This is a genomic window from Pseudomonas gingeri, from assembly GCF_013385425.1.
Taxonomy (GTDB): Bacteria; Pseudomonadota; Gammaproteobacteria; order Pseudomonadales; family Pseudomonadaceae; genus Aquipseudomonas; species Aquipseudomonas gingeri_D.
Map to the genome: position 1 here is coordinate 162,724 of NZ_JACAQA010000019.1, position 16,420 is coordinate 179,143.

General features: G+C 61.2%; 18 protein-coding genes and 1 pseudogene. 14 read left to right on the top strand and 5 right to left on the bottom strand.

All coding sequences use genetic code 11. From position 1 onward, the window contains the following. Positions 1 to 47 precede the first annotated feature (47 nt). From HX830_RS22710 to HX830_RS22730, 5 genes are read left to right on the top strand one after another with little or no spacing between them, the layout of a single operon-like run. Positions 48 to 827, top strand: a complete 780-nt coding sequence (locus tag HX830_RS22710) for a transporter substrate-binding domain-containing protein (RefSeq protein WP_152741334.1) — start codon at positions 48 to 50, stop codon at positions 825 to 827. A 58-nt stretch (positions 828 to 885) separates the two neighbouring features. Further along, positions 886 to 1,614 (top strand): ABC transporter permease, encoded by a 729-nt coding sequence (locus HX830_RS22715; protein ID WP_100944465.1) that lies wholly within the window; start codon positions 886 to 888, stop codon positions 1,612 to 1,614. Then, the gene (locus HX830_RS22720; protein WP_100944466.1) at positions 1,611 to 2,321 is read left to right on the top strand and encodes an ABC transporter permease; all 711 of its coding nucleotides are present in this window, start codon (positions 1,611 to 1,613) and stop codon (positions 2,319 to 2,321) included. Before HX830_RS22715 ends, HX830_RS22720 begins: the two co-directional genes overlap by 4 nt. An 11-nt stretch (positions 2,322 to 2,332) precedes the next feature. Beyond that, positions 2,333 to 3,451 carry a succinylglutamate desuccinylase/aspartoacylase family protein gene (locus HX830_RS22725; protein ID WP_152741335.1) on the top strand — a complete coding sequence of 373 codons (1,119 nt, stop codon included), beginning with the start codon at positions 2,333 to 2,335 and terminating at the stop codon, positions 3,449 to 3,451. Positions 3,452 to 3,458: 7 nt separating this feature from the next. After that, entirely contained in the window at positions 3,459 to 4,223 is a 765-nt protein-coding gene (locus tag HX830_RS22730; RefSeq protein ID WP_103498265.1) for an ABC transporter ATP-binding protein, read from the top strand. Between the two features lie 13 nt (positions 4,224 to 4,236). On the opposite strand, the gene HX830_RS22735 is transcribed toward HX830_RS22730, so the two are convergent. From HX830_RS22735 to dcd, 3 genes are all read right to left on the bottom strand, one after another. Further along, positions 4,237 to 5,082: a transporter substrate-binding domain-containing protein gene (locus HX830_RS22735; RefSeq protein WP_177102758.1), complete on the bottom strand. Its 846-nt coding sequence runs from the start codon at positions 5,080 to 5,082 to the stop codon at positions 4,237 to 4,239. 188 nt (positions 5,083 to 5,270) lie between these two features. Then, positions 5,271 to 5,504 carry a hypothetical protein gene (locus tag HX830_RS22740; protein WP_103498263.1) on the bottom strand — a complete coding sequence of 78 codons (234 nt, stop codon included), beginning with the start codon at positions 5,502 to 5,504 and terminating at the stop codon, positions 5,271 to 5,273. Positions 5,505 to 5,612: 108 nt separating this feature from the next. Continuing rightward, positions 5,613 to 6,179, bottom strand: a complete 567-nt coding sequence (dcd, locus tag HX830_RS22745) for a dCTP deaminase (RefSeq protein WP_100944471.1) — start codon at positions 6,177 to 6,179, stop codon at positions 5,613 to 5,615. A 374-nt stretch (positions 6,180 to 6,553) separates the two neighbouring features. Between dcd and HX830_RS22750 the strand changes: the two genes are divergently transcribed. After that, the gene (locus tag HX830_RS22750) at positions 6,554 to 6,763 is read left to right on the top strand and encodes a cold-shock protein (protein ID WP_002554837.1); all 210 of its coding nucleotides are present in this window, start codon (positions 6,554 to 6,556) and stop codon (positions 6,761 to 6,763) included. Positions 6,764 to 7,010: 247 nt separating this feature from the next. Here HX830_RS22750 and apbC read toward each other — a convergent pair whose 3' ends face one another. Then, positions 7,011 to 8,105 (bottom strand): iron-sulfur cluster carrier protein ApbC, encoded by a 1,095-nt coding sequence (gene apbC, locus HX830_RS22755; protein WP_177102760.1) that lies wholly within the window; start codon positions 8,103 to 8,105, stop codon positions 7,011 to 7,013. Between the two features lie 142 nt (positions 8,106 to 8,247). Between apbC and metG the strand changes: the two genes are divergently transcribed. From metG to HX830_RS22795, 8 genes and pseudogenes are all read left to right on the top strand, one after another. After that, complete coding sequence (gene metG, locus HX830_RS22760) at positions 8,248 to 10,299, top strand: methionine--tRNA ligase (protein WP_152741337.1); 2,052 nt, start codon at positions 8,248 to 8,250, stop codon at positions 10,297 to 10,299. A 112-nt stretch (positions 10,300 to 10,411) separates the two neighbouring features. Then, on the top strand, positions 10,412 to 10,999 hold the full coding sequence (locus HX830_RS22765) for an Rnf-Nqr domain containing protein (RefSeq protein WP_152741338.1): 588 nt from the start codon (positions 10,412 to 10,414) through the stop codon (positions 10,997 to 10,999). Continuing rightward, positions 10,996 to 11,808 (top strand): annotated as a pseudogene (rsxB, locus tag HX830_RS22770) (electron transport complex subunit RsxB); the annotation flags it as partial. The gene HX830_RS22765 and the pseudogene rsxB, both read left to right, overlap by 4 nt. 4 nt (positions 11,809 to 11,812) lie before the next feature. Next, positions 11,813 to 12,805, top strand: coding sequence for an RnfABCDGE type electron transport complex subunit D (locus HX830_RS22775; protein WP_177102762.1), 993 nt, complete (start codon positions 11,813 to 11,815; stop codon positions 12,803 to 12,805). Beyond that, positions 12,802 to 13,401: an RnfABCDGE type electron transport complex subunit G gene (locus tag HX830_RS22780; RefSeq protein WP_152741340.1), complete on the top strand. Its 600-nt coding sequence runs from the start codon at positions 12,802 to 12,804 to the stop codon at positions 13,399 to 13,401. Before HX830_RS22775 ends, HX830_RS22780 begins: the two co-directional genes overlap by 4 nt. Further along, the gene (locus tag HX830_RS22785) at positions 13,394 to 14,017 is read left to right on the top strand and encodes an Rnf-Nqr domain containing protein (protein ID WP_177102764.1); all 624 of its coding nucleotides are present in this window, start codon (positions 13,394 to 13,396) and stop codon (positions 14,015 to 14,017) included. The genes HX830_RS22780 and HX830_RS22785 overlap by 8 nt, the downstream gene beginning before the upstream one ends. Beyond that, on the top strand, positions 14,014 to 14,652 hold the full coding sequence (gene nth, locus HX830_RS22790; RefSeq protein ID WP_103494161.1) for an endonuclease III: 639 nt from the start codon (positions 14,014 to 14,016) through the stop codon (positions 14,650 to 14,652). The genes HX830_RS22785 and nth overlap by 4 nt, the downstream gene beginning before the upstream one ends. A gap of 107 nt (positions 14,653 to 14,759) precedes the next feature. Beyond that, complete coding sequence (locus tag HX830_RS22795; RefSeq protein ID WP_100944479.1) at positions 14,760 to 14,939, top strand: PA3496 family putative envelope integrity protein; 180 nt, start codon at positions 14,760 to 14,762, stop codon at positions 14,937 to 14,939. Positions 14,940 to 15,126: 187 nt separating this feature from the next. Here HX830_RS22795 and HX830_RS22800 read toward each other — a convergent pair whose 3' ends face one another. After that, positions 15,127 to 15,753, bottom strand: a complete 627-nt coding sequence (locus HX830_RS22800) for a response regulator transcription factor (RefSeq protein ID WP_040070340.1) — start codon at positions 15,751 to 15,753, stop codon at positions 15,127 to 15,129. Positions 15,754 to 16,420: the final 667 nt, after the last annotated feature.

Genomic DNA, 16,420 nt, shown 5'->3' on the forward strand with positions numbered 1-16,420 from the left:
TACTCAGTGCGCCACAAGCGCTCATATTGGTTTTTAGGGAATAAATAATGAAAAAAGCATTGCTGACCCTTTCTGCACTGGCTCTCTGCATGGCCGCCGGTTCCGCTATGGCCAAGGAATACAAGGAACTGCGCTTCGGCGTCGATCCTTCCTACGCGCCATTCGAATCCAAGGCTGCAGACGGTAGCCTGGTCGGCTTCGACATTGATCTGGGCAACGCCATCTGTGCCGAGCTGAAGGTCAAGTGCAAATGGGTCGAAAGTGACTTCGACGGCATGATCCCGGGCTTGAACGCCAACAAGTTCGACGGTGTGATTTCGTCGATGACCGTGACCGAAGCCCGCGAGAAGGCCATTGACTTCTCCAAGGAGCTGTTCTCCGGCCCGACTTCCCTGGTGTTCAAAAAGGGTGCGAACTTCTCCACGCCTGAGTCCCTCAAGGGCAAAACCGTGGGCTACGAGCAAGGCACCATCCAGGAAGCCTACGCCAAGGCCGTACTGGACAAGGCTGGTGTGACCACCAAGGCCTACGCCAACCAGGACCAGGTTTATGCTGACCTGACCTCCGGCCGCCTCGACGCTTCGGTGCAGGATATGCTGCAAGCCGAACTGGGCTTCCTGAAGTCGCCAGCGGGCGCCGGCTACGAAGTCAGCAAGCCGATCGACGATCCACTGCTGCCGGCTAAAACCGCGGTCGGTATCAAAAAAGGCAACAAAGAGCTGAAAGCCCTGTTGGATAAAGGTATCGACGCGTTACACAAAGATGGCAAGTACGCGGAAATCCAGAAGAAGAACTTTGGTGATCTGAACCTGTACAGCGGGAAGTGATCCCTTGGCGCCCCTCGTCCGAGGGGCGCCTTTTCGACTGCCAAAGGTCTGATTTTTCATGTTCGACAACCTCCTGCAAACTCTGGGGCTTTCGGCCTTCAGCCTGAAGGGCTTTGGCCCGATCCTGCTGCAAGGCACCTGGATGACCGTCCAGCTCTCCATCCTCTCGCTGCTGGTCAGCGTGCTACTGGGCCTGCTCGGCGCCAGTGCCAAATTATCCAGCTTCAGCCTGTTGCGCATTCCGGCCCAGCTCTACACCACGCTGATTCGCGGGGTGCCCGACCTGGTGCTGATGCTGCTGATTTTCTACAGCCTGCAAACCTGGCTCTCGACCCTGACCGATGCCATGGACTGGGACTACATCGAGATTGACCCGTTTGCCGCCGGGGTCATCACCCTGGGCTTTATCTACGGTGCCTATTTCACCGAAACCTTCCGTGGCGCGATTCTCGCCGTGCCACGCGGGCAGCTTGAAGCCGCCACCGCCTATGGCCTGACCCGGGCCCAGCGGTTCCGCTTCGTGACCTTTCCGCAAATGATGCGCTTTGCCCTGCCGGGGATCGGCAACAACTGGATGGTGATCCTCAAGGCCACCGCGCTGGTCTCGATCATCGGCCTGGCCGACCTGGTCAAGGCTGCCCAGGACGCGGGCAAGAGCACTTATCAACTGTTCTACTTCCTGGTACTCGCCGCCTTGATCTACCTGCTTATTACCAGTGCTTCGAACTATGTCCTGCGCTGGCTGGAACGCCGCTACGCCGCGGGCGCCCGGGAGGCCGTGCGATGATCGAACTCCTGCAGCAATACTGGCGGCCGTTCCTCTACAGCGACGGCCAGCACATCACCGGCCTGGCCATGACCCTGTGGCTGCTCAGCGCCTCGATCTTCTTCGGTTTCCTGGTGTCGATCCCGCTGTCCATCGCCCGGGTCTCGCCCAAGCGTCGCATCCGCTGGCCGGTGGAGTTCTACACCTACCTGTTCCGTGGCACGCCGCTGTATATCCAACTGCTGATCTGCTACACCGGGATCTACAGCCTGGAAGCGGTCCGCGAACAGCCGCTGCTGAACTCGTTCTTCCGCGATGCGATGAACTGCACCATCTTGGCCTTCGCCCTGAATACCTGCGCCTACACCACGGAGATCTTTGCCGGGGCGATCCGCAGCATGAACCACGGTGAAGTCGAGGCGGCCAAGGCCTACGGCCTGAGCGGCTGGAAGCTCTACGCCTATGTGATCATGCCCTCGGCCCTGCGCCGCTCGTTGCCCTACTACAGCAACGAAGTGATCCTGATGCTGCACTCCACCACCGTGGCGTTCACCGCGACCATCCCGGACATCCTGAAAATCGCCCGGGACGCCAACTCGGCGACCTACATGACTTTCCAGTCGTTCGGTATCGCCGCGATCATCTACCTGACGATCACCTTTACCCTGGTCGGTCTGTTCCGTCTGGCCGAGCGCCGCTGGCTGGCCTTTCTCGGCCCGGCACACTAGGACTCCAGAGCATGCGTCATCTGACTCACGAGCTGCTGGCTCCCCTGCCGGGCACGACCCGGCAGATCCACAGCTTTCATTTCGGTCCGTCGCGGTCCGCGGGCAAGATCTACATCCAGTCGTCCCTGCACGCCGACGAACTGCCCGGCATGCTGGTGGCCTGGCACCTCAAGCAACGCCTGGCCGAGCTGGAACAGGCCGGCGCCCTGCGCAGCGAAATCGTGCTGGTACCGGTGGCCAATCCGATCGGCCTGGAACAGGTGCTGATGGACGTGCCGCTGGGGCGCTATGAGCTGGAAAGCGGGCAGAACTTCAATCGCTGGTTCGTCGATCTGAGTGACGAGATCGGCAACCAGATCGAAGAGCAACTCAGCGACGATCCGGCGCACAACCTGCAACTGATCCGCAGCCACCTCAAGACCGCCCTGGCGGCGGAGGTGCCGGCGACCCAGTTGCAATCCCAGCGCCTGGCGTTGCAACGACTGGCCTGCGACGCGGACATGGTCCTGGACCTGCACTGCGACTTCGAAGCCGTGGCCCATCTGTACACCACGCCCGAAGCCTGGCCGCAGGTTGAACCGCTGGCCCGTTATATCGGCTCGCAAGCCAGCCTGCTGGCGACCGATTCCGGCGGCCAGTCGTTCGACGAATGCTTCACCCTGCTCTGGTGGGACCTGCGCCAGCGCTTCGGCGACCGGTTCGCGATTCCCCAGGGCAGTTTTTCGGTGACCGTGGAACTGCGCGGCCAGGGCGATGTGAATCATCCCCAGGCACGTCTCGACTGCCAGGCGATCCTCGACTACCTGACGCACTTCGGCGCCATCGCCGGCGAGCCCGCGCCCTTGCCGGAGCTGCCGCACCCGGCAACGCCGCTGGCCGGTGTCGAGCCGGTGAGCACGCCGCTGGGCGGACTGCTGGTGTTCAGCGCCGTGCCGGGGCAATACCTGGAAGCCGGAGAGTTGATCGCCGAGATCATCGACCCGCTCAGCGACCGCGTCACCCCTGTTCATTGCAGCGCGGCGGGCCTGCTCTATGCCCGCTCGCTACGCCGCATGGCCACGGCCGGCATGGTGATTGCCCATGTCGCCGGCCGCGAAGCCTATCGCAGCGGCTATCTACTTTCTCCTTGAGGTGCCCATGTACAAACTGACCATTGAAGGCCTGCACAAGAGCTATGGCGAACACCAGGTGCTCAAGGGCGTCTCGCTCAAGGCCAAGACCGGCGACGTGATCAGCCTGATCGGCGCCAGCGGCTCGGGCAAGAGTACCTTCCTGCGCTGCATCAACTTTCTCGAAACGCCCAATGACGGCGCCATGAGCCTCGACGGCCAGGCGATCCGCATGGTCAGCGACAAGCACGGCATGCGCGTCGCCGACGACGCCGAGTTGCAGCGCCTGCGCACCCGCCTGGCCATGGTGTTCCAGCACTTCAACCTGTGGAGCCACATGAGCGTGCTGGAAAACATCACCATGGCCCCGCGCCGGGTGCTGGGGGTGAGCAAGAAAGACGCCGAGGACCGTGCCCGTCGCTACCTGGACAAGGTCGGCCTGCCGGCGCGGGTTGCCGATCAGTACCCGGCATTCCTGTCTGGCGGCCAGCAGCAGCGCGTGGCAATTGCCCGGGCGCTGGCGATGGAGCCGGAAGTGATGCTATTCGACGAACCGACCTCGGCGCTGGACCCGGAGCTGGTGGGTGAAGTGCTCAAGGTGATCCAGGGGCTGGCCGAGGAAGGCCGGACCATGATCATGGTGACCCACGAGATGAGCTTCGCCCGCAAGGTTTCCAGCCAGGTGCTGTTCCTGCACCAGGGGTTGGTGGAAGAACAGGGCGCGCCGGACGATGTGTTGGGCAATCCGCAGAGCGAGCGGCTGCGGCAGTTCCTCAGTGGCAATCTGAAGTAATCGAAACGGCTCTTCAGCCGTGCGCCGCCGGCCATGGATAGGCCAGCCACGTCTCCAGGCGCTTGGCGAAGCGGCCGCTTTCCATATCCTGGTGCAGCCACTGGTCGACATACTGCTTGAGCACGATGTCACGGGGCAGCAACACGGCCTTCTCGGAAAAATCGAAAGGTTGGTCCGGATGCACCGCGCACAGCTCCGGGTGCAGTTTCTGCTGCACCCGGGTTTCCACCGCGTCGGTCATCATCAGGTCGGCCTTGCCGTCGACGATCTGCTGGAAAATCGTCACGTTGTCCGGATGCACGAGGATCTGCGCCTGCTTGAGGTTGGCACGGGCGAACTTCTCGTTGGTCCCGCCGGGATTGACGATAGCCCGGACATTCGGCCGGTCGATCTGGGCCAGGGTCTGGAAGTCCTGCTGCCGGGAGCAGAGGGTGATCGGCGTCTTGCCGTCACGCTGGTAAGGCTGTGAGAAAAACGCCAGCTTCTGGCGCTCCATGTTCACCGAGATTCCGCTGATCGCCAGGTCGAACCTGTCGGCCAGCAGATCGCCCATCAGCGTCGGCCAGGTGGTCGGCACCAGTTCCAGCTTGACCCCCAGGGATGCCGCCAGCCCTTCGGCCAGCTCGATATCCAGGCCGATAAAACCATCCGCATTCTTGTAGCTGAACGGTTTGTAGTCACCGGTGGTGCCAACGCGCAATACGCCCTGCTGAACGATACGGTCGAGTCGGCTGCTGGTGGCTTCCTGTTGGGAAACAGCGCTACTGGTCAGCGGCTGTGGCGCGGCAATGGCAGTGCCGGTCAGTAACAACCCGGCGAACAAGCAGCGGGAAAAATACGCGGAAATGGCAAACGTCATGGGTGGCCTTTTTTTCTGGGTCTTGGCCACAGCTTTGTATCGTATAGATGATCGAGAGTCGACACCGTCCTGCAGGAGCATGGCTTACCTGCGAAATGGCCCTTGAGGCCGCCAAAAAAGTCGCTGGCAAGCCACGCGCCTACAGGAGTCGCGCTCGATCGAAGCCCGTCGAAAGGCCAAAACAGGGCTCAGGCGTCGGGAGAAGGCGTATTGTCGGGAATCAGCGGCTCGCCGTTATCGGGCGGCTGGGTGGGCGTGGTGGGCTCGGAGGGTTGCGGCGTATCCGGATCAGGTTGCCCCGGGATACCCGGGATGCCACTGGTCATGCCCTGGGGATGCGCCAGCAACGACCAGGCCAACAGACCCACTTGATTGGGTTCAAGTTTCGCCAGTTGAGCGCTGATACTTGGATCGTTCTTCATGGGGGTACTCCTGAGCGTGGAAGCCCGGCCTGTCTTGCACAAACCGGGACAGTGCACCCAGTAGAGTGCACCCGCGCCGAGGAATTCCCTGTTTCGACGGGCCCTTCGTCAGGTCCGCGGCAGGGTCACGCCACGCTGGCCCTGATACTTGCCGCCACGGTCCTTATAGGACACTTCGCATTCTTCGTCGGACTCCAGGAACAACATCTGCGCCACGCCCTCGTTGGCGTAGATCTTCGCCGGCAGCGTGGTGGTGTTGGAGAACTCCAGGGTCACGTGGCCTTCCCATTCCGGTTCCAGCGGCGTGACGTTGACGATGATCCCGCAACGGGCGTAGGTGCTCTTGCCCAGGCAGATGGTCAGCACATTGCGCGGAATACGGAAGTATTCGACGGTGCGGGCCAGGGCGAAGGAGTTGGGCGGAATGATGCAGACGTCGCTCTTCACATCGACGAAGCTGCCCGCGTCGAAGTTTTTCGGATCGACGGTCGCCGAATTGATGTTGGTGAACACCTTGAATTCGTCGGCGCAGCGCACATCGTAGCCATAGCTCGAGACACCGAAGGAAATCACCCGGTTGTCGGCTTCGCCACGCACCTGGCGCTCGACGAAAGGCTCGATCATGCCGTGTTCTTGCGCCATGCGGCGAATCCACTTGTCCGATTTGATGCTCATGGCGGGTGTCCTGATATAGCGAGGTGGAGAAATTCTGTCCGGCATCTTACCGGGGTGCGCCGCCGGGTTAAAGCGCCGACGCCGCTTCTCGCGATGACGTTGTCCCCGGGCCTGACAAATCGGCTATTTGAGCGGGGTTGTCCCCCTGGCCGAGCGCCGTCAGTCACGAAATAGGAGAAACCTTGGTGAAGACCATTGGCACGTCTCGGAAAGTGGGGTATGGTGGCGCCACTGTGCTGCTTGTGTCACTGAGAATCTCTACACGATGTTGAATTTCGATCCAACCATCTCCAAGAATTTTTCCTGCTCTTTGCACTCAGTCTCGGCCAGGGCTTTTCCTGAGTCGCAGTTAACTTTGTCCAAGGAGACATCAAATGTCTAATCGCCAAACCGGTACCGTTAAGTGGTTCAACGATGAAAAAGGCTTCGGCTTCATCACTCCACAATCCGGTGACGACCTGTTCGTACACTTCAAAGCAATCCAATCCGACGGCTTCAAAAGCCTGAAAGAAGGCCAACAGGTTTCTTTCATCGCTACCCGCGGTCAGAAAGGCATGCAAGCTGAAGAAGTTCAAGTTATCTAACTTGTACTGATCCAGTAAAAAAGCCCCGCCCTCAAAAGCGGGGCTTTTTTGTGCCCGGGTGTTTTTGCCAGCTTGCGCCAGGTACCGGGACCTAGGCCAACCCAGCGTACGACACAAATCCTGTAGGAGCCGGCTTGCTGGCGATAGCGGTTTATCTGGCGACCATGATGTCGACTGTCAGATCGCAATCGCCAGCAAGCCGGCGCCTACAGGGACCGCGCTGCGCCTCGATTGAGGCGCAACGGCATCAATCGTCGCTGATGGTGATATTCGGCATCGCCTGGCTGGCCGCTTCCTGCAACACGATCCGCGCGCCCACATGCCGTGCCAGCTCCTGGTAGACCATGGCGATCTGGCTGTCCGGCTCGGCGATCACCGTCGGCTTGCCACCATCGGCCTGCTCACGGATCAGCATCGACAACGGCAACGAAGCCAGCAGCTCGACACCATATTGGCTCGCCAGCTTCTCACCGCCCCCCTCGCCGAACAGGTGCTCGGCATGACCGCAGTTCGAACAGATGTGTACCGCCATGTTCTCCACGACACCCAGCACCGGGATATTCACCTTGCGGAACATCTCCACGCCCTTGCGCGCATCCAGCAAGGCCAGGTCCTGGGGAGTGGTGACGATCACCGCGCCGGCCACCGGAACCTTCTGCGCCAGGGTCAGCTGGATATCGCCAGTCCCGGGCGGCATATCGATCACCAGGTAGTCCAGGTTGCCCCAGTCGGTCTGGGTCACCAATTGCAACAAAGCCCCGGACACCATCGGACCGCGCCAGACCATCGGCGTGTTGTCGTCGGTTAGGAAAGCCATGGACATCACTTCCACGCCATGGGACTCGATGGGCACGAACCATTTCTGGTCCTTGATCTTCGGCCGCGTGCCTTCGGCGACGCCGAACATGATGCCCTGGCTCGGCCCGTAGATATCGGCGTCGAGAATCCCCACCCGAGCCCCTTCGCGAGCCAGCGCCAGCGCCAGGTTGGCCGCCGTGGTCGACTTGCCCACCCCGCCCTTGCCCGAGGCCACCGCCACCACGTTCTTCACGTTGGCCAGGCCCGGAATCTGCGCCTGGGCCTTGTGCGCGGCGATCACGCAATCGATCTCGACCTTGGCCGAAGCCACGCCGTCCAGGCCTTCGACGGCCATCTGCAGCATCTGCGCCCAGCCACTCTTGAACAGGCCGGCGGCATAACCCAGCTCCAGCCGGACCGTTACGCGATCACCCTGGATATCGATGGCCCGCACGCAGCCGGCGCTGACCGGGTCCTGGTTCAGATAAGGGTCGGTGTACTGGCGGAGGACGGCCTCCACCGCTGCGCGATTGACTGCGCTCATGGGCAACTCCCGAAAAAGACTGAGTAAAACAGGCAGCTATCCTAACCGTTCTGAAGCGCAGAGACATTCCACAAGGGGTGAATTATGTGCGCCGGGGCTTTATAGTGGCCGATCTCCGTTTCACTTCAAGTAGCCGAGCCCCATGTCCGAGCCACGCCAGATCCTCGTCACCAGCGCCCTGCCCTATGCCAATGGTTCCATTCACCTTGGCCACATGGTCGAGTATGTCCAGACGGACATGTGGGTGCGCTTCCAGAAGCACCGCGGCAATCAATGCATCTACGTCTGCGCTGACGACGCCCACGGCTCGGCCATCATGTTGCGCGCCGAGAAGGAAGGCATCACCCCGGAACAGTTGATCGCCAACGTCCAGGTCGAGCACAGCGGCGACTTCGCCGACTTCCTCGTGGAGTTCGATAATTTCCATTCGACCCACGCCGAGGAAAACCGCGAACTGTCCAATCAGATCTACCTGCGCCTGCGCGACGCCGGGCATATCGCCACGCGTTCGATCACCCAGTATTTCGACCCGGAAAAGCAGATGTTCCTGGCCGACCGCTTCATCAAGGGCACCTGCCCGAAATGCGGCACCGAAGACCAGTACGGCGACAACTGCGAGAAATGCGGCGCCACCTATGCACCGACCGACCTGAAAGACCCGAAATCGGCGATTTCCGGGGCGACGCCGGTGCTCAAGGATTCCCAGCACTTCTTCTTCAAGCTGCCGGACTTCCAGGCCATGCTGCAAACCTGGACCCGCAGCGGCACCTTGCAGGACGCCGTGGCGAACAAGATCGCCGAATGGCTGGATGCCGGCCTGCAACAGTGGGACATCTCCCGCGATGCGCCGTATTTCGGCTTCGAGATCCCGGATGAGCCTGGCAAGTATTTCTACGTCTGGCTGGACGCGCCGATCGGCTACATGGCCAGCTTCAAGAACCTCTGCGCACGGCGTCCGGAACTGGACTTCGACGCGTTCTGGGGCAAGGACTCCACCGCCGAGCTGTACCACTTCATCGGCAAGGACATCGTCAACTTCCACGCCCTGTTCTGGCCGGCGATGCTCGAAGGCGCGGGCTACCGCAAGCCGACCGGGATCAACGTGCACGGCTACCTGACCGTCAACGGCCAGAAAATGTCCAAGTCCCGCGGCACCTTTATCAAGGCCCGTACCTACCTGGACCACCTGTCACCGGAATACCTGCGTTACTACTACGCGGCCAAGCTGGGCAAAGGCGTCGACGACCTCGACCTGAACCTGGAAGACTTCGTGCAGAAGGTCAACTCGGACCTGGTGGGCAAGGTAGTCAACATCGCCAGCCGTTGCGCCGGGTTTATCCACAAGGGCAATGCCGGTGTGCTGGTGGCCGGCAACGCCGCGCCGGAACTGACCGACGCCTTCCTCGCCGCCACCCCGAGCATCGCCGAGGCCTACGAGGCACGGGATTTCGCCCGGGCCATGCGCGAAATCATGGGCCTGGCCGACCGCGCCAACGCCTGGATCGCCGACAAGGCACCCTGGTCCCTGGCCAAGCAGGAAGGCAAGCAGGATGAAGTCCAGGCCGTCTGTGCCGTGGGCATCAACCTGTTCCGCCAGTTGATCATCTTCCTCAAGCCGGTGCTGCCGCTGCTGGCCGCCGATGCCGAGGCCTTCCTGAATGTCGCGCCGCTGACCTGGAACGATCACGCCACCTTGCTCGCCAACCATCAGTTGAACGAGTTCAAGCCCTTGATGACCCGTATCGACCCGGTAAAAGTACAAGCCATGACCGACGCCTCGAAGGAAGACCTCACCGCCAGCCAGACCGACACCGGTAGCGCCGCCCCGCAAGGCAACGGCGAGCTGGCCAAGGACCCGCTGTCGGCGGAAATCGACTTCGACGCCTTTGCCGCCGTCGACCTGCGCGTAGCGCTGATTCTCAAGGCCGAAGCCGTCGAAGGCGCGGACAAGCTGCTGCGCCTGACCCTGGATATCGGCGATGAGCAACGCAACGTGTTTTCCGGGATCAAGAGCGCCTACCCGAACCCGGCCGAACTGGAAGGTCGCCTGACCATGATGATCGCCAACCTCAAGCCACGGAAAATGCGCTTCGGCATCTCCGAAGGCATGGTGATGGCGGCCGGCCCCGGCGGTGAAGAAATCTACCTGCTGAGCCCGGATACCGGCGCAAAGCCAGGCCAGCGGATCAAGTAACCGTCCGCCCCTGCTCGCGGGCCATGTGCATTCATGGCCCGCGATGTCGCAAAACTGGTACGCAGTCCCTCCTTGCCGGATAATCAGTGTTGTTCGCTAATCCGGCATGATCATGATCGATTTTGTTTTTCCCCTCGTCAGCGCAGCCCTGCTCAACAATTTCGTGTTGCACTGGCCCCTGGGCGTCGATCCACTGCTGCAGGCCAGGCCAGACGCCGCCGGCGAACGCCTGGCACTCCACGCGCTGGGAATTGCCACCAGCACCCTGATGCTGATCACAACGCTGATCAGCCACAGCCTCTACCACTATGTGCTGCTGCCCCAGGGCCTGGAGGCCTTCAAGCTGTTCGTCTTCCTGCCCACCAGCGTATTGCTGATCGGCCCGGTCCTGACCCTGCTTGCGCGCTGCCTGCCACGCCTGCCGTTTGCCGGACTCACAACGCTGCTGCTGGGCAATGCCGGCATCCTCGGCTTGAGCCTGCTCAACGCCGCCAATGACCAGGGACTGGCCCAGGCGCTCCTCACCAGCCTGGGTGCCGGACTGGGTTTCTGGCTGGTCCTGAGCCTGTTCAACGACCTGCGCCAGCGTACTTTCCACGAGGAGGTTCCATTACCCTTTCGCGGCCTGCCGATCGAGCTGATCGGCGCCGGTTTGATGGGCGTGGCTTTCCTCGGTTTCACTGCATTGGTCAAACCATGAGCCTGATTCAACGTATCGATGCCCTGCTGCCGCAGACCCAATGCGGTAAATGCGGGCACCCGGGCTGCAAGCCCTACGCCGAAGGCATCGCCCAGGGCGAAGCGATCAACAAATGCCCGCCGGGCGGTGGCGAAACCATTGCCGCCCTGGCCGAACTGCTGCACGTGCCGGTCCTGCTGCTGGATCCGGAACGCGGCAGCGCCCCGGCCCAGGTCGCGTTTATCCGCGAGGCCGAGTGCATCGGTTGCACCAAGTGCATCCAGGCCTGCCCGGTGGATGCCATTGTCGGCGCGGCCAAGTGGATGCACAGCGTGATCGTCGACGAGTGCACCGGCTGCGACCTGTGCGTGGCGCCCTGCCCGGTGGATTGCATCGAAATGCATCCGCTGCCCATCGCCCAGGTCGTGCCGGTGGTCGGCGGCCTGGCCAACAGCACCGAAGAACGACAGGCGCGCACGGAAAAACGCAATCGCGCCCGGCGGCGCTTCGAAAACCGTAACGCCCGGCTGCACGCCGAAGAACAGCGCAAGCAGGCCGAACGCCTGGCCCGTACGCAGCGTGCGGCGCAACCCGAGCCCGTTGCGACCAACCCGGTGCAGGACGCCATTGCGCGGATCAAGGCGCAGAAAGCCGAGGCCGCCGACGCGGCCCTGAAAAAAGCCAAGATCACTCTGGCCATGAGCCGGGCGCAGTTGAACAAATCGCTGAAAGCTTTCGGCCACCCGCCCATTGCCGAACAGGCCGCGCAACTGGTGCTGCTGCAAGAGCAATTCGAGGCGGCGGAACAGGCCCTGCGCGACGCCGAGAAAGCCCATGCGGCCCCTTGAAACGCCAGACGAACGCACCCGCCAGGCCATGCAATGGGTGTTGCTCGCCACCTTGCCTGGAATCGCGGTGCTGCTCTGGCTCACGGGCTGGGCCATCCTGATCAACCTGCTGCTGGCCGGTACCACCGCGCTGGCGGCCGAAGCGCTGGCCCTCGGTTTGCGTCGCCGTCCGGTACGCCCCGCGTTGATGGACGGCAGCGCCCTGGTCAGCGCCGTCCTGCTGGCCATCGCCCTGCCGCCCTATTGCCCCTGGTGGTTGACCGTCACGGCGGCAGCCAGCGCCTTGCTGTTGGGCAAACACCTGTATGGCGGAGTGGGGAAAAATCCATTCAATCCGGCCATGCTCGGTTATGCCCTGGTCCTCGTCAGCTTTCCCGGCACCATGACCCATTGGTCGGTCAACCATGGCCTGGACCTGCTCGGCGGCCTGCAATCGGTCTTCGGCGTGCATCTCGACGGGCAGCCGGACGCCTGGGTCCAGGCCACCGCACTCGATACCCTGCGTATCAACAAAAGCCTGACCATGGACGAGCTCTTTGCCGGCAACCCCGCGTTCGGGCATTTTGGCGGCAAGGGCAGCGAATGGCTCAATCTGGCCTTTCTTGCCGGCGGCGCCTTTCTGCTCAGGCAAAAAGTCTTCAGTTGGCATGCGCCGGCGGGGATGCTGGGCAGCCTGTTTATCCTCAGCCTGCTGTTCTGGAATGGTTCCGGCTCGGATTCCCACGGCTCGCCGCTGTTTCACCTACTGACTGGCGCGACGATGCTCGGTGCATTTTTCATCGTCACCGAGCCGGTCTCCGGCGCCAGAAGCCCCAGGGCACGCCTGCTGTTCGGCATCGGTGTCGGCACGCTGACCTACGTGATCCGCACCTGGGGCAGCTACCCCGATGGCGTGGCCTTTGCCGTGCTGCTGATGAACCTCGCGGTACCGTCCCTGGAACGCCTGACGGCCAGCCCTGTGAAGGAGCCGACAGCATGAACAGAACCGCCTCGGCACTTATCCTGCTGGCCATCGCCGGGCTGGGGATCGGCCTGACCTGGCAGGCACGGCAACACGCGTGGCCGCGGGTCCAGGAGCAACGCGAGGCGATTGAAAACCGCAGGCTGCTCGATGTCTTGCCGCCAGGGCAATACCAGAACCGCCCACTGTTGCTGGAGGCGCCGCAGCAACCCCACAGCTTGCTGATCAGTGCCGTCCTGATGCTCAAGGATGGACAACCGGCAGCGGTTGTCCTGCAAAGTCGGACCCAGGGTTACGCTGGCCCGCTGGAACTGATGATCGGGATTGGCGCCAACGGCAGGTTGCTCGGGGTCAAGACCTTGTCGCACTCGGAAACACCCGGGCTGGGAGCAAAAATCGCTGACCCGGGTAATCTCTGGTGGCGACAGTGGTTGGGCAAATCCAGTGCGGATACCCCCGATAACGACTGGAAACTGAAAAAAGATGGCGGGCAATTCGACCAGATCGCCGGCGCAACGATCACCTCCCGCGCCGCCGTCGACGCCATTCATGATGCCCTGCGCTACTTCGATGAACACCTGGCGCCACTCATGGGAACAACTGCTCATGAATAGACCCGCGATGTTCCAGGGAACGTTGGTCCTGGCGCCGTTGCTCGGTGCCAGCGACTCGCTGCTCAAGGCGTTCTCGATCGGGCTCCTGAGCCTGATCACGATCAGCGCCTATGGCTTGTTGAGCCGGGCTCTCAAGCCCTGGATTCACCCGGGGCTGGCCGCGCTGGGCAGCATCCTGCTCGCCGCCACCCTGGTCAGTTGCCTGTCGCTCGGCCTTCAGGCCTGGGCCTGGGAACTGCACCAGGCCCTGGGCATCTACCCGGCCCTGATCAGCCTGCAATGCCTGCTATTGGAACGCCTGGGAGCATTCGAGCGCCGTCACCTGACGACCAGCGCCACCCTGCTCGCCAGCCTCGGGGTAGGCCTGCTGCTCATGGGAACGCTACGAGAACTGCTGGGTAACGGCACCTTGCTGGATCATATGCGCTGGCTGGTCCCGAGCGCGAGCGAGCTGCCACGCCTGTGGACCACCCAGGACGGGCTGCACCTGGCCAGCCTGACGCCGGGGGCCTTTATCCTTCTGGGCCTGCTGCTGGCCGCCAGGCAGGCCTGGAGCCAGCGCCAGCCAGCCAAGCCGGGCCCAACCTCAATTTCAAAGGAATCCACCGCCCCATGAACGCCGCCAAACGCCTGGAGATCTTTCGCAGATTCCACGAAGACAATCCCGATCCCAAGACCGAGCTGGCTTACTCGAGCCCCTTTGAACTGTTGATCGCGGTGATTCTCTCCGCCCAGGCCACCGACGTCAGCGTGAACAAGGCGACCGCCAAGCTCTATCCCGTGGCCAACACCCCACAAGCCATCCACGCCCTCGGGGTCGAAGGGCTGTCGGCGTATATCAAGACCATCGGCCTGTTCAACAGCAAGGCCAAGAACGTGATCGAGACCTGCCGCCTGTTGGTGGAAAACCACGGCGGCGAAGTGCCGCAAACCCGCGAGGCCCTGGAAGCCCTGCCCGGCGTCGGCCGCAAGACCGCCAATGTGGTGCTCAACACCGCGTTCCGGCAGCTGACCATGGCCGTCGACACGCATATTTTCCGGGTCAGCAACCGCACCGGCCTGGCGCCAGGCAAAGATGTGGTGGCGGTCGAGAAGCAATTGATGAAGTTTGTACCCAAGCCTTACCTGCTCGACGCCCACCACTGGTTGATCCTCCACGGGCGTTACGTCTGCCAGGCGCGCAAACCGCGTTGTGGCAGTTGCCGGATCGAAGACCTGTGCGATTACAAGGACAAGACCTCGGACGATTGAGGCGCTATTGGTTTTATTGATGAGGCGATTGAAAAAATCTTTTTTACCAGACGGGCATTTATCGATATAAGGGGCGCCAACGGCAGTCTTAGCCCGGAGTTATGTTTATGAGCACCGACAAAGAGCAACTGGACGTAGAAGACGACTTCATCGCTGCCGAAACCGAGGACAGCGAACCCGTGGTGGAAGTCGCCAAAACCAACCTCAGCAAGCGCCGCACCATCGATAACCTGCTGGAAGAGCGCCGCCTGAAAAGGCAATTGGCAGATTATGATTTCGACTTGTAATTAACATGCGCCCACTCAAAAGCCTCCTTTGCGGAGGCTTTTCGGTTTATAGAGGTGTCGTTGTTCACACGGAGCATCATCGATGCCGCACCGGCGGCCCTCTCCTGCCGGCTAAATACCAGGGGCTCTCCTTGTCGTCCCTGCTGCCTTCCCCCTTCTCCAAGCGTCCTCTGCCAAATGCCAGCCGTTAAACCAGGCCGTTACGCTGTGCCAGCTCGATCAGGTCAACCAGCGAGCGGGCATTGAGCTTGAGCAATAAACGCGTTTTGTAGGTACTGACGGTCTTGTTGCTCAAGAACATGCCATCGGCAATTTCCTTGTTGCTCTTCCCTCTGGCCAATTGCTGCAACACCATCATTTCACGGCCGGAAAGCCGGTTGACCATATCGGCCTCGCTGGCATTCCCCAGGCTGGAGCGCACCGTGTGCAAGGCCTGGTTGGGGAAATAGCTGTAGCCGGATAGCACCGCCTTGATGGCGCTGAGCATTTCAGTCAGGTCCTGCTGTTTGCACACATAACCCGCGGCGCCGGCCTGCATGCAACGCATGGAGAAATGCCCCGGGGCCTGCGAGGTCAACACCAGAACTTTGAAAGAAAGTCCCATAGACGTTAAACGGGCAATGACTTCCAGCCCGTCCAGTTTGGGGATCCCGATATCGAGTATAACAATGTCCGGCGCATGTTCCCGCGCCAGCTGTAAAGCATCTACACCGTTATCCGTCTCCGCAATGACTTCGTAGCCATGACGTTCCATCAGCATACGTACAGCAAGACGAATGACGGGATGATCATCCACGATCAGCACTTTATTCATGGGCAAGTCCAATTTTCGCTGTTCGAATTTTCAGAGTCAGCACAATAGCCTAGTCATACCCTCCTGGGCATAGCGCCTCCACCGGGCAGTACCAGCCAAAGACATTCCCTACAAACAACAGAGATTTGCCCTACAAAAAAAGCACCATCATAAAAAGTGCAACGCCTCAGAGGACAACCAGTCGTCCGGGCGCCATACAGTCCATGATAAACACCCCTCCCCGGAAGAGTTTCATTATGGCCCCAGCAGAACGACATCCTCTTGCTTCGTTTTGCCGGTTTCAAACATTAGAACGCAAGGCGATGGTGTGTCTAATGGATTTCTGCAACAAGAAATAATGCATCCCTGTGTGGCAAGCCCTGCCCTGGCCGCGCGCCCGCGCTCGTTGCCTGGACAGGTGACACCCGTGTCCATGGGCCACACGGGGCCAGGCTCGGGAAGTGGCCATAAAACGCTCCGGCATACACATAAGTAAAGACCGCATTATCAAAAAGATGTTTATTCTAAGATTCAGTCACCAGAAACGTTTGACAACTTGCATGCGCTCTTCGCGCGTCCCTACACAATCTGCCCTGAGTCGTTCAACCTCCATATCGCCCGGCCCTCAGCATTAACAGCCGTAAAACCTCACACTTTAAAAACGCCAATCCACAACCGATAAAAAGAA

Excerpts from the sequence above, each read along its gene's own strand:
- apbC (WP_177102760.1), bottom strand. The coding sequence starts at position 8,105 with ATGAGCGCAGTCAATCGCGCAGCGGTGGAGGCCGTCCTCCGCCAGTAC.
- nth (WP_103494161.1), top strand. The coding sequence starts at position 14,014 with ATGAACGCCGCCAAACGCCTGGAGATCTTTCGCAGATTCCACGAAGAC.
- HX830_RS22715 (WP_100944465.1), top strand. The coding sequence starts at position 886 with ATGTTCGACAACCTCCTGCAAACTCTGGGGCTTTCGGCCTTCAGCCTG.
- HX830_RS22735 (WP_177102758.1), bottom strand. The coding sequence starts at position 5,082 with ATGACGTTTGCCATTTCCGCGTATTTTTCCCGCTGCTTGTTCGCCGGG.
- metG (WP_152741337.1), top strand. The coding sequence starts at position 8,248 with ATGTCCGAGCCACGCCAGATCCTCGTCACCAGCGCCCTGCCCTATGCC.
- HX830_RS22795 (WP_100944479.1), top strand. The coding sequence starts at position 14,760 with ATGAGCACCGACAAAGAGCAACTGGACGTAGAAGACGACTTCATCGCT.
- HX830_RS22800 (WP_040070340.1), bottom strand. The coding sequence starts at position 15,753 with ATGAATAAAGTGCTGATCGTGGATGATCATCCCGTCATTCGTCTTGCT.
- HX830_RS22725 (WP_152741335.1), top strand. The coding sequence starts at position 2,333 with ATGCGTCATCTGACTCACGAGCTGCTGGCTCCCCTGCCGGGCACGACC.
- HX830_RS22780 (WP_152741340.1), top strand. The coding sequence starts at position 12,802 with ATGAACAGAACCGCCTCGGCACTTATCCTGCTGGCCATCGCCGGGCTG.
- HX830_RS22710 (WP_152741334.1), top strand. The coding sequence starts at position 48 with ATGAAAAAAGCATTGCTGACCCTTTCTGCACTGGCTCTCTGCATGGCC.
- HX830_RS22720 (WP_100944466.1), top strand. The coding sequence starts at position 1,611 with ATGATCGAACTCCTGCAGCAATACTGGCGGCCGTTCCTCTACAGCGAC.
- dcd (WP_100944471.1), bottom strand. The coding sequence starts at position 6,179 with ATGAGCATCAAATCGGACAAGTGGATTCGCCGCATGGCGCAAGAACAC.
- HX830_RS22785 (WP_177102764.1), top strand. The coding sequence starts at position 13,394 with ATGAATAGACCCGCGATGTTCCAGGGAACGTTGGTCCTGGCGCCGTTG.
- HX830_RS22730 (WP_103498265.1), top strand. The coding sequence starts at position 3,459 with ATGTACAAACTGACCATTGAAGGCCTGCACAAGAGCTATGGCGAACAC.
- HX830_RS22765 (WP_152741338.1), top strand. The coding sequence starts at position 10,412 with ATGATCGATTTTGTTTTTCCCCTCGTCAGCGCAGCCCTGCTCAACAAT.
- HX830_RS22775 (WP_177102762.1), top strand. The coding sequence starts at position 11,813 with ATGCGGCCCCTTGAAACGCCAGACGAACGCACCCGCCAGGCCATGCAA.
- HX830_RS22750 (WP_002554837.1), top strand. The coding sequence starts at position 6,554 with ATGTCTAATCGCCAAACCGGTACCGTTAAGTGGTTCAACGATGAAAAA.
- HX830_RS22740 (WP_103498263.1), bottom strand. The coding sequence starts at position 5,504 with ATGAAGAACGATCCAAGTATCAGCGCTCAACTGGCGAAACTTGAACCC.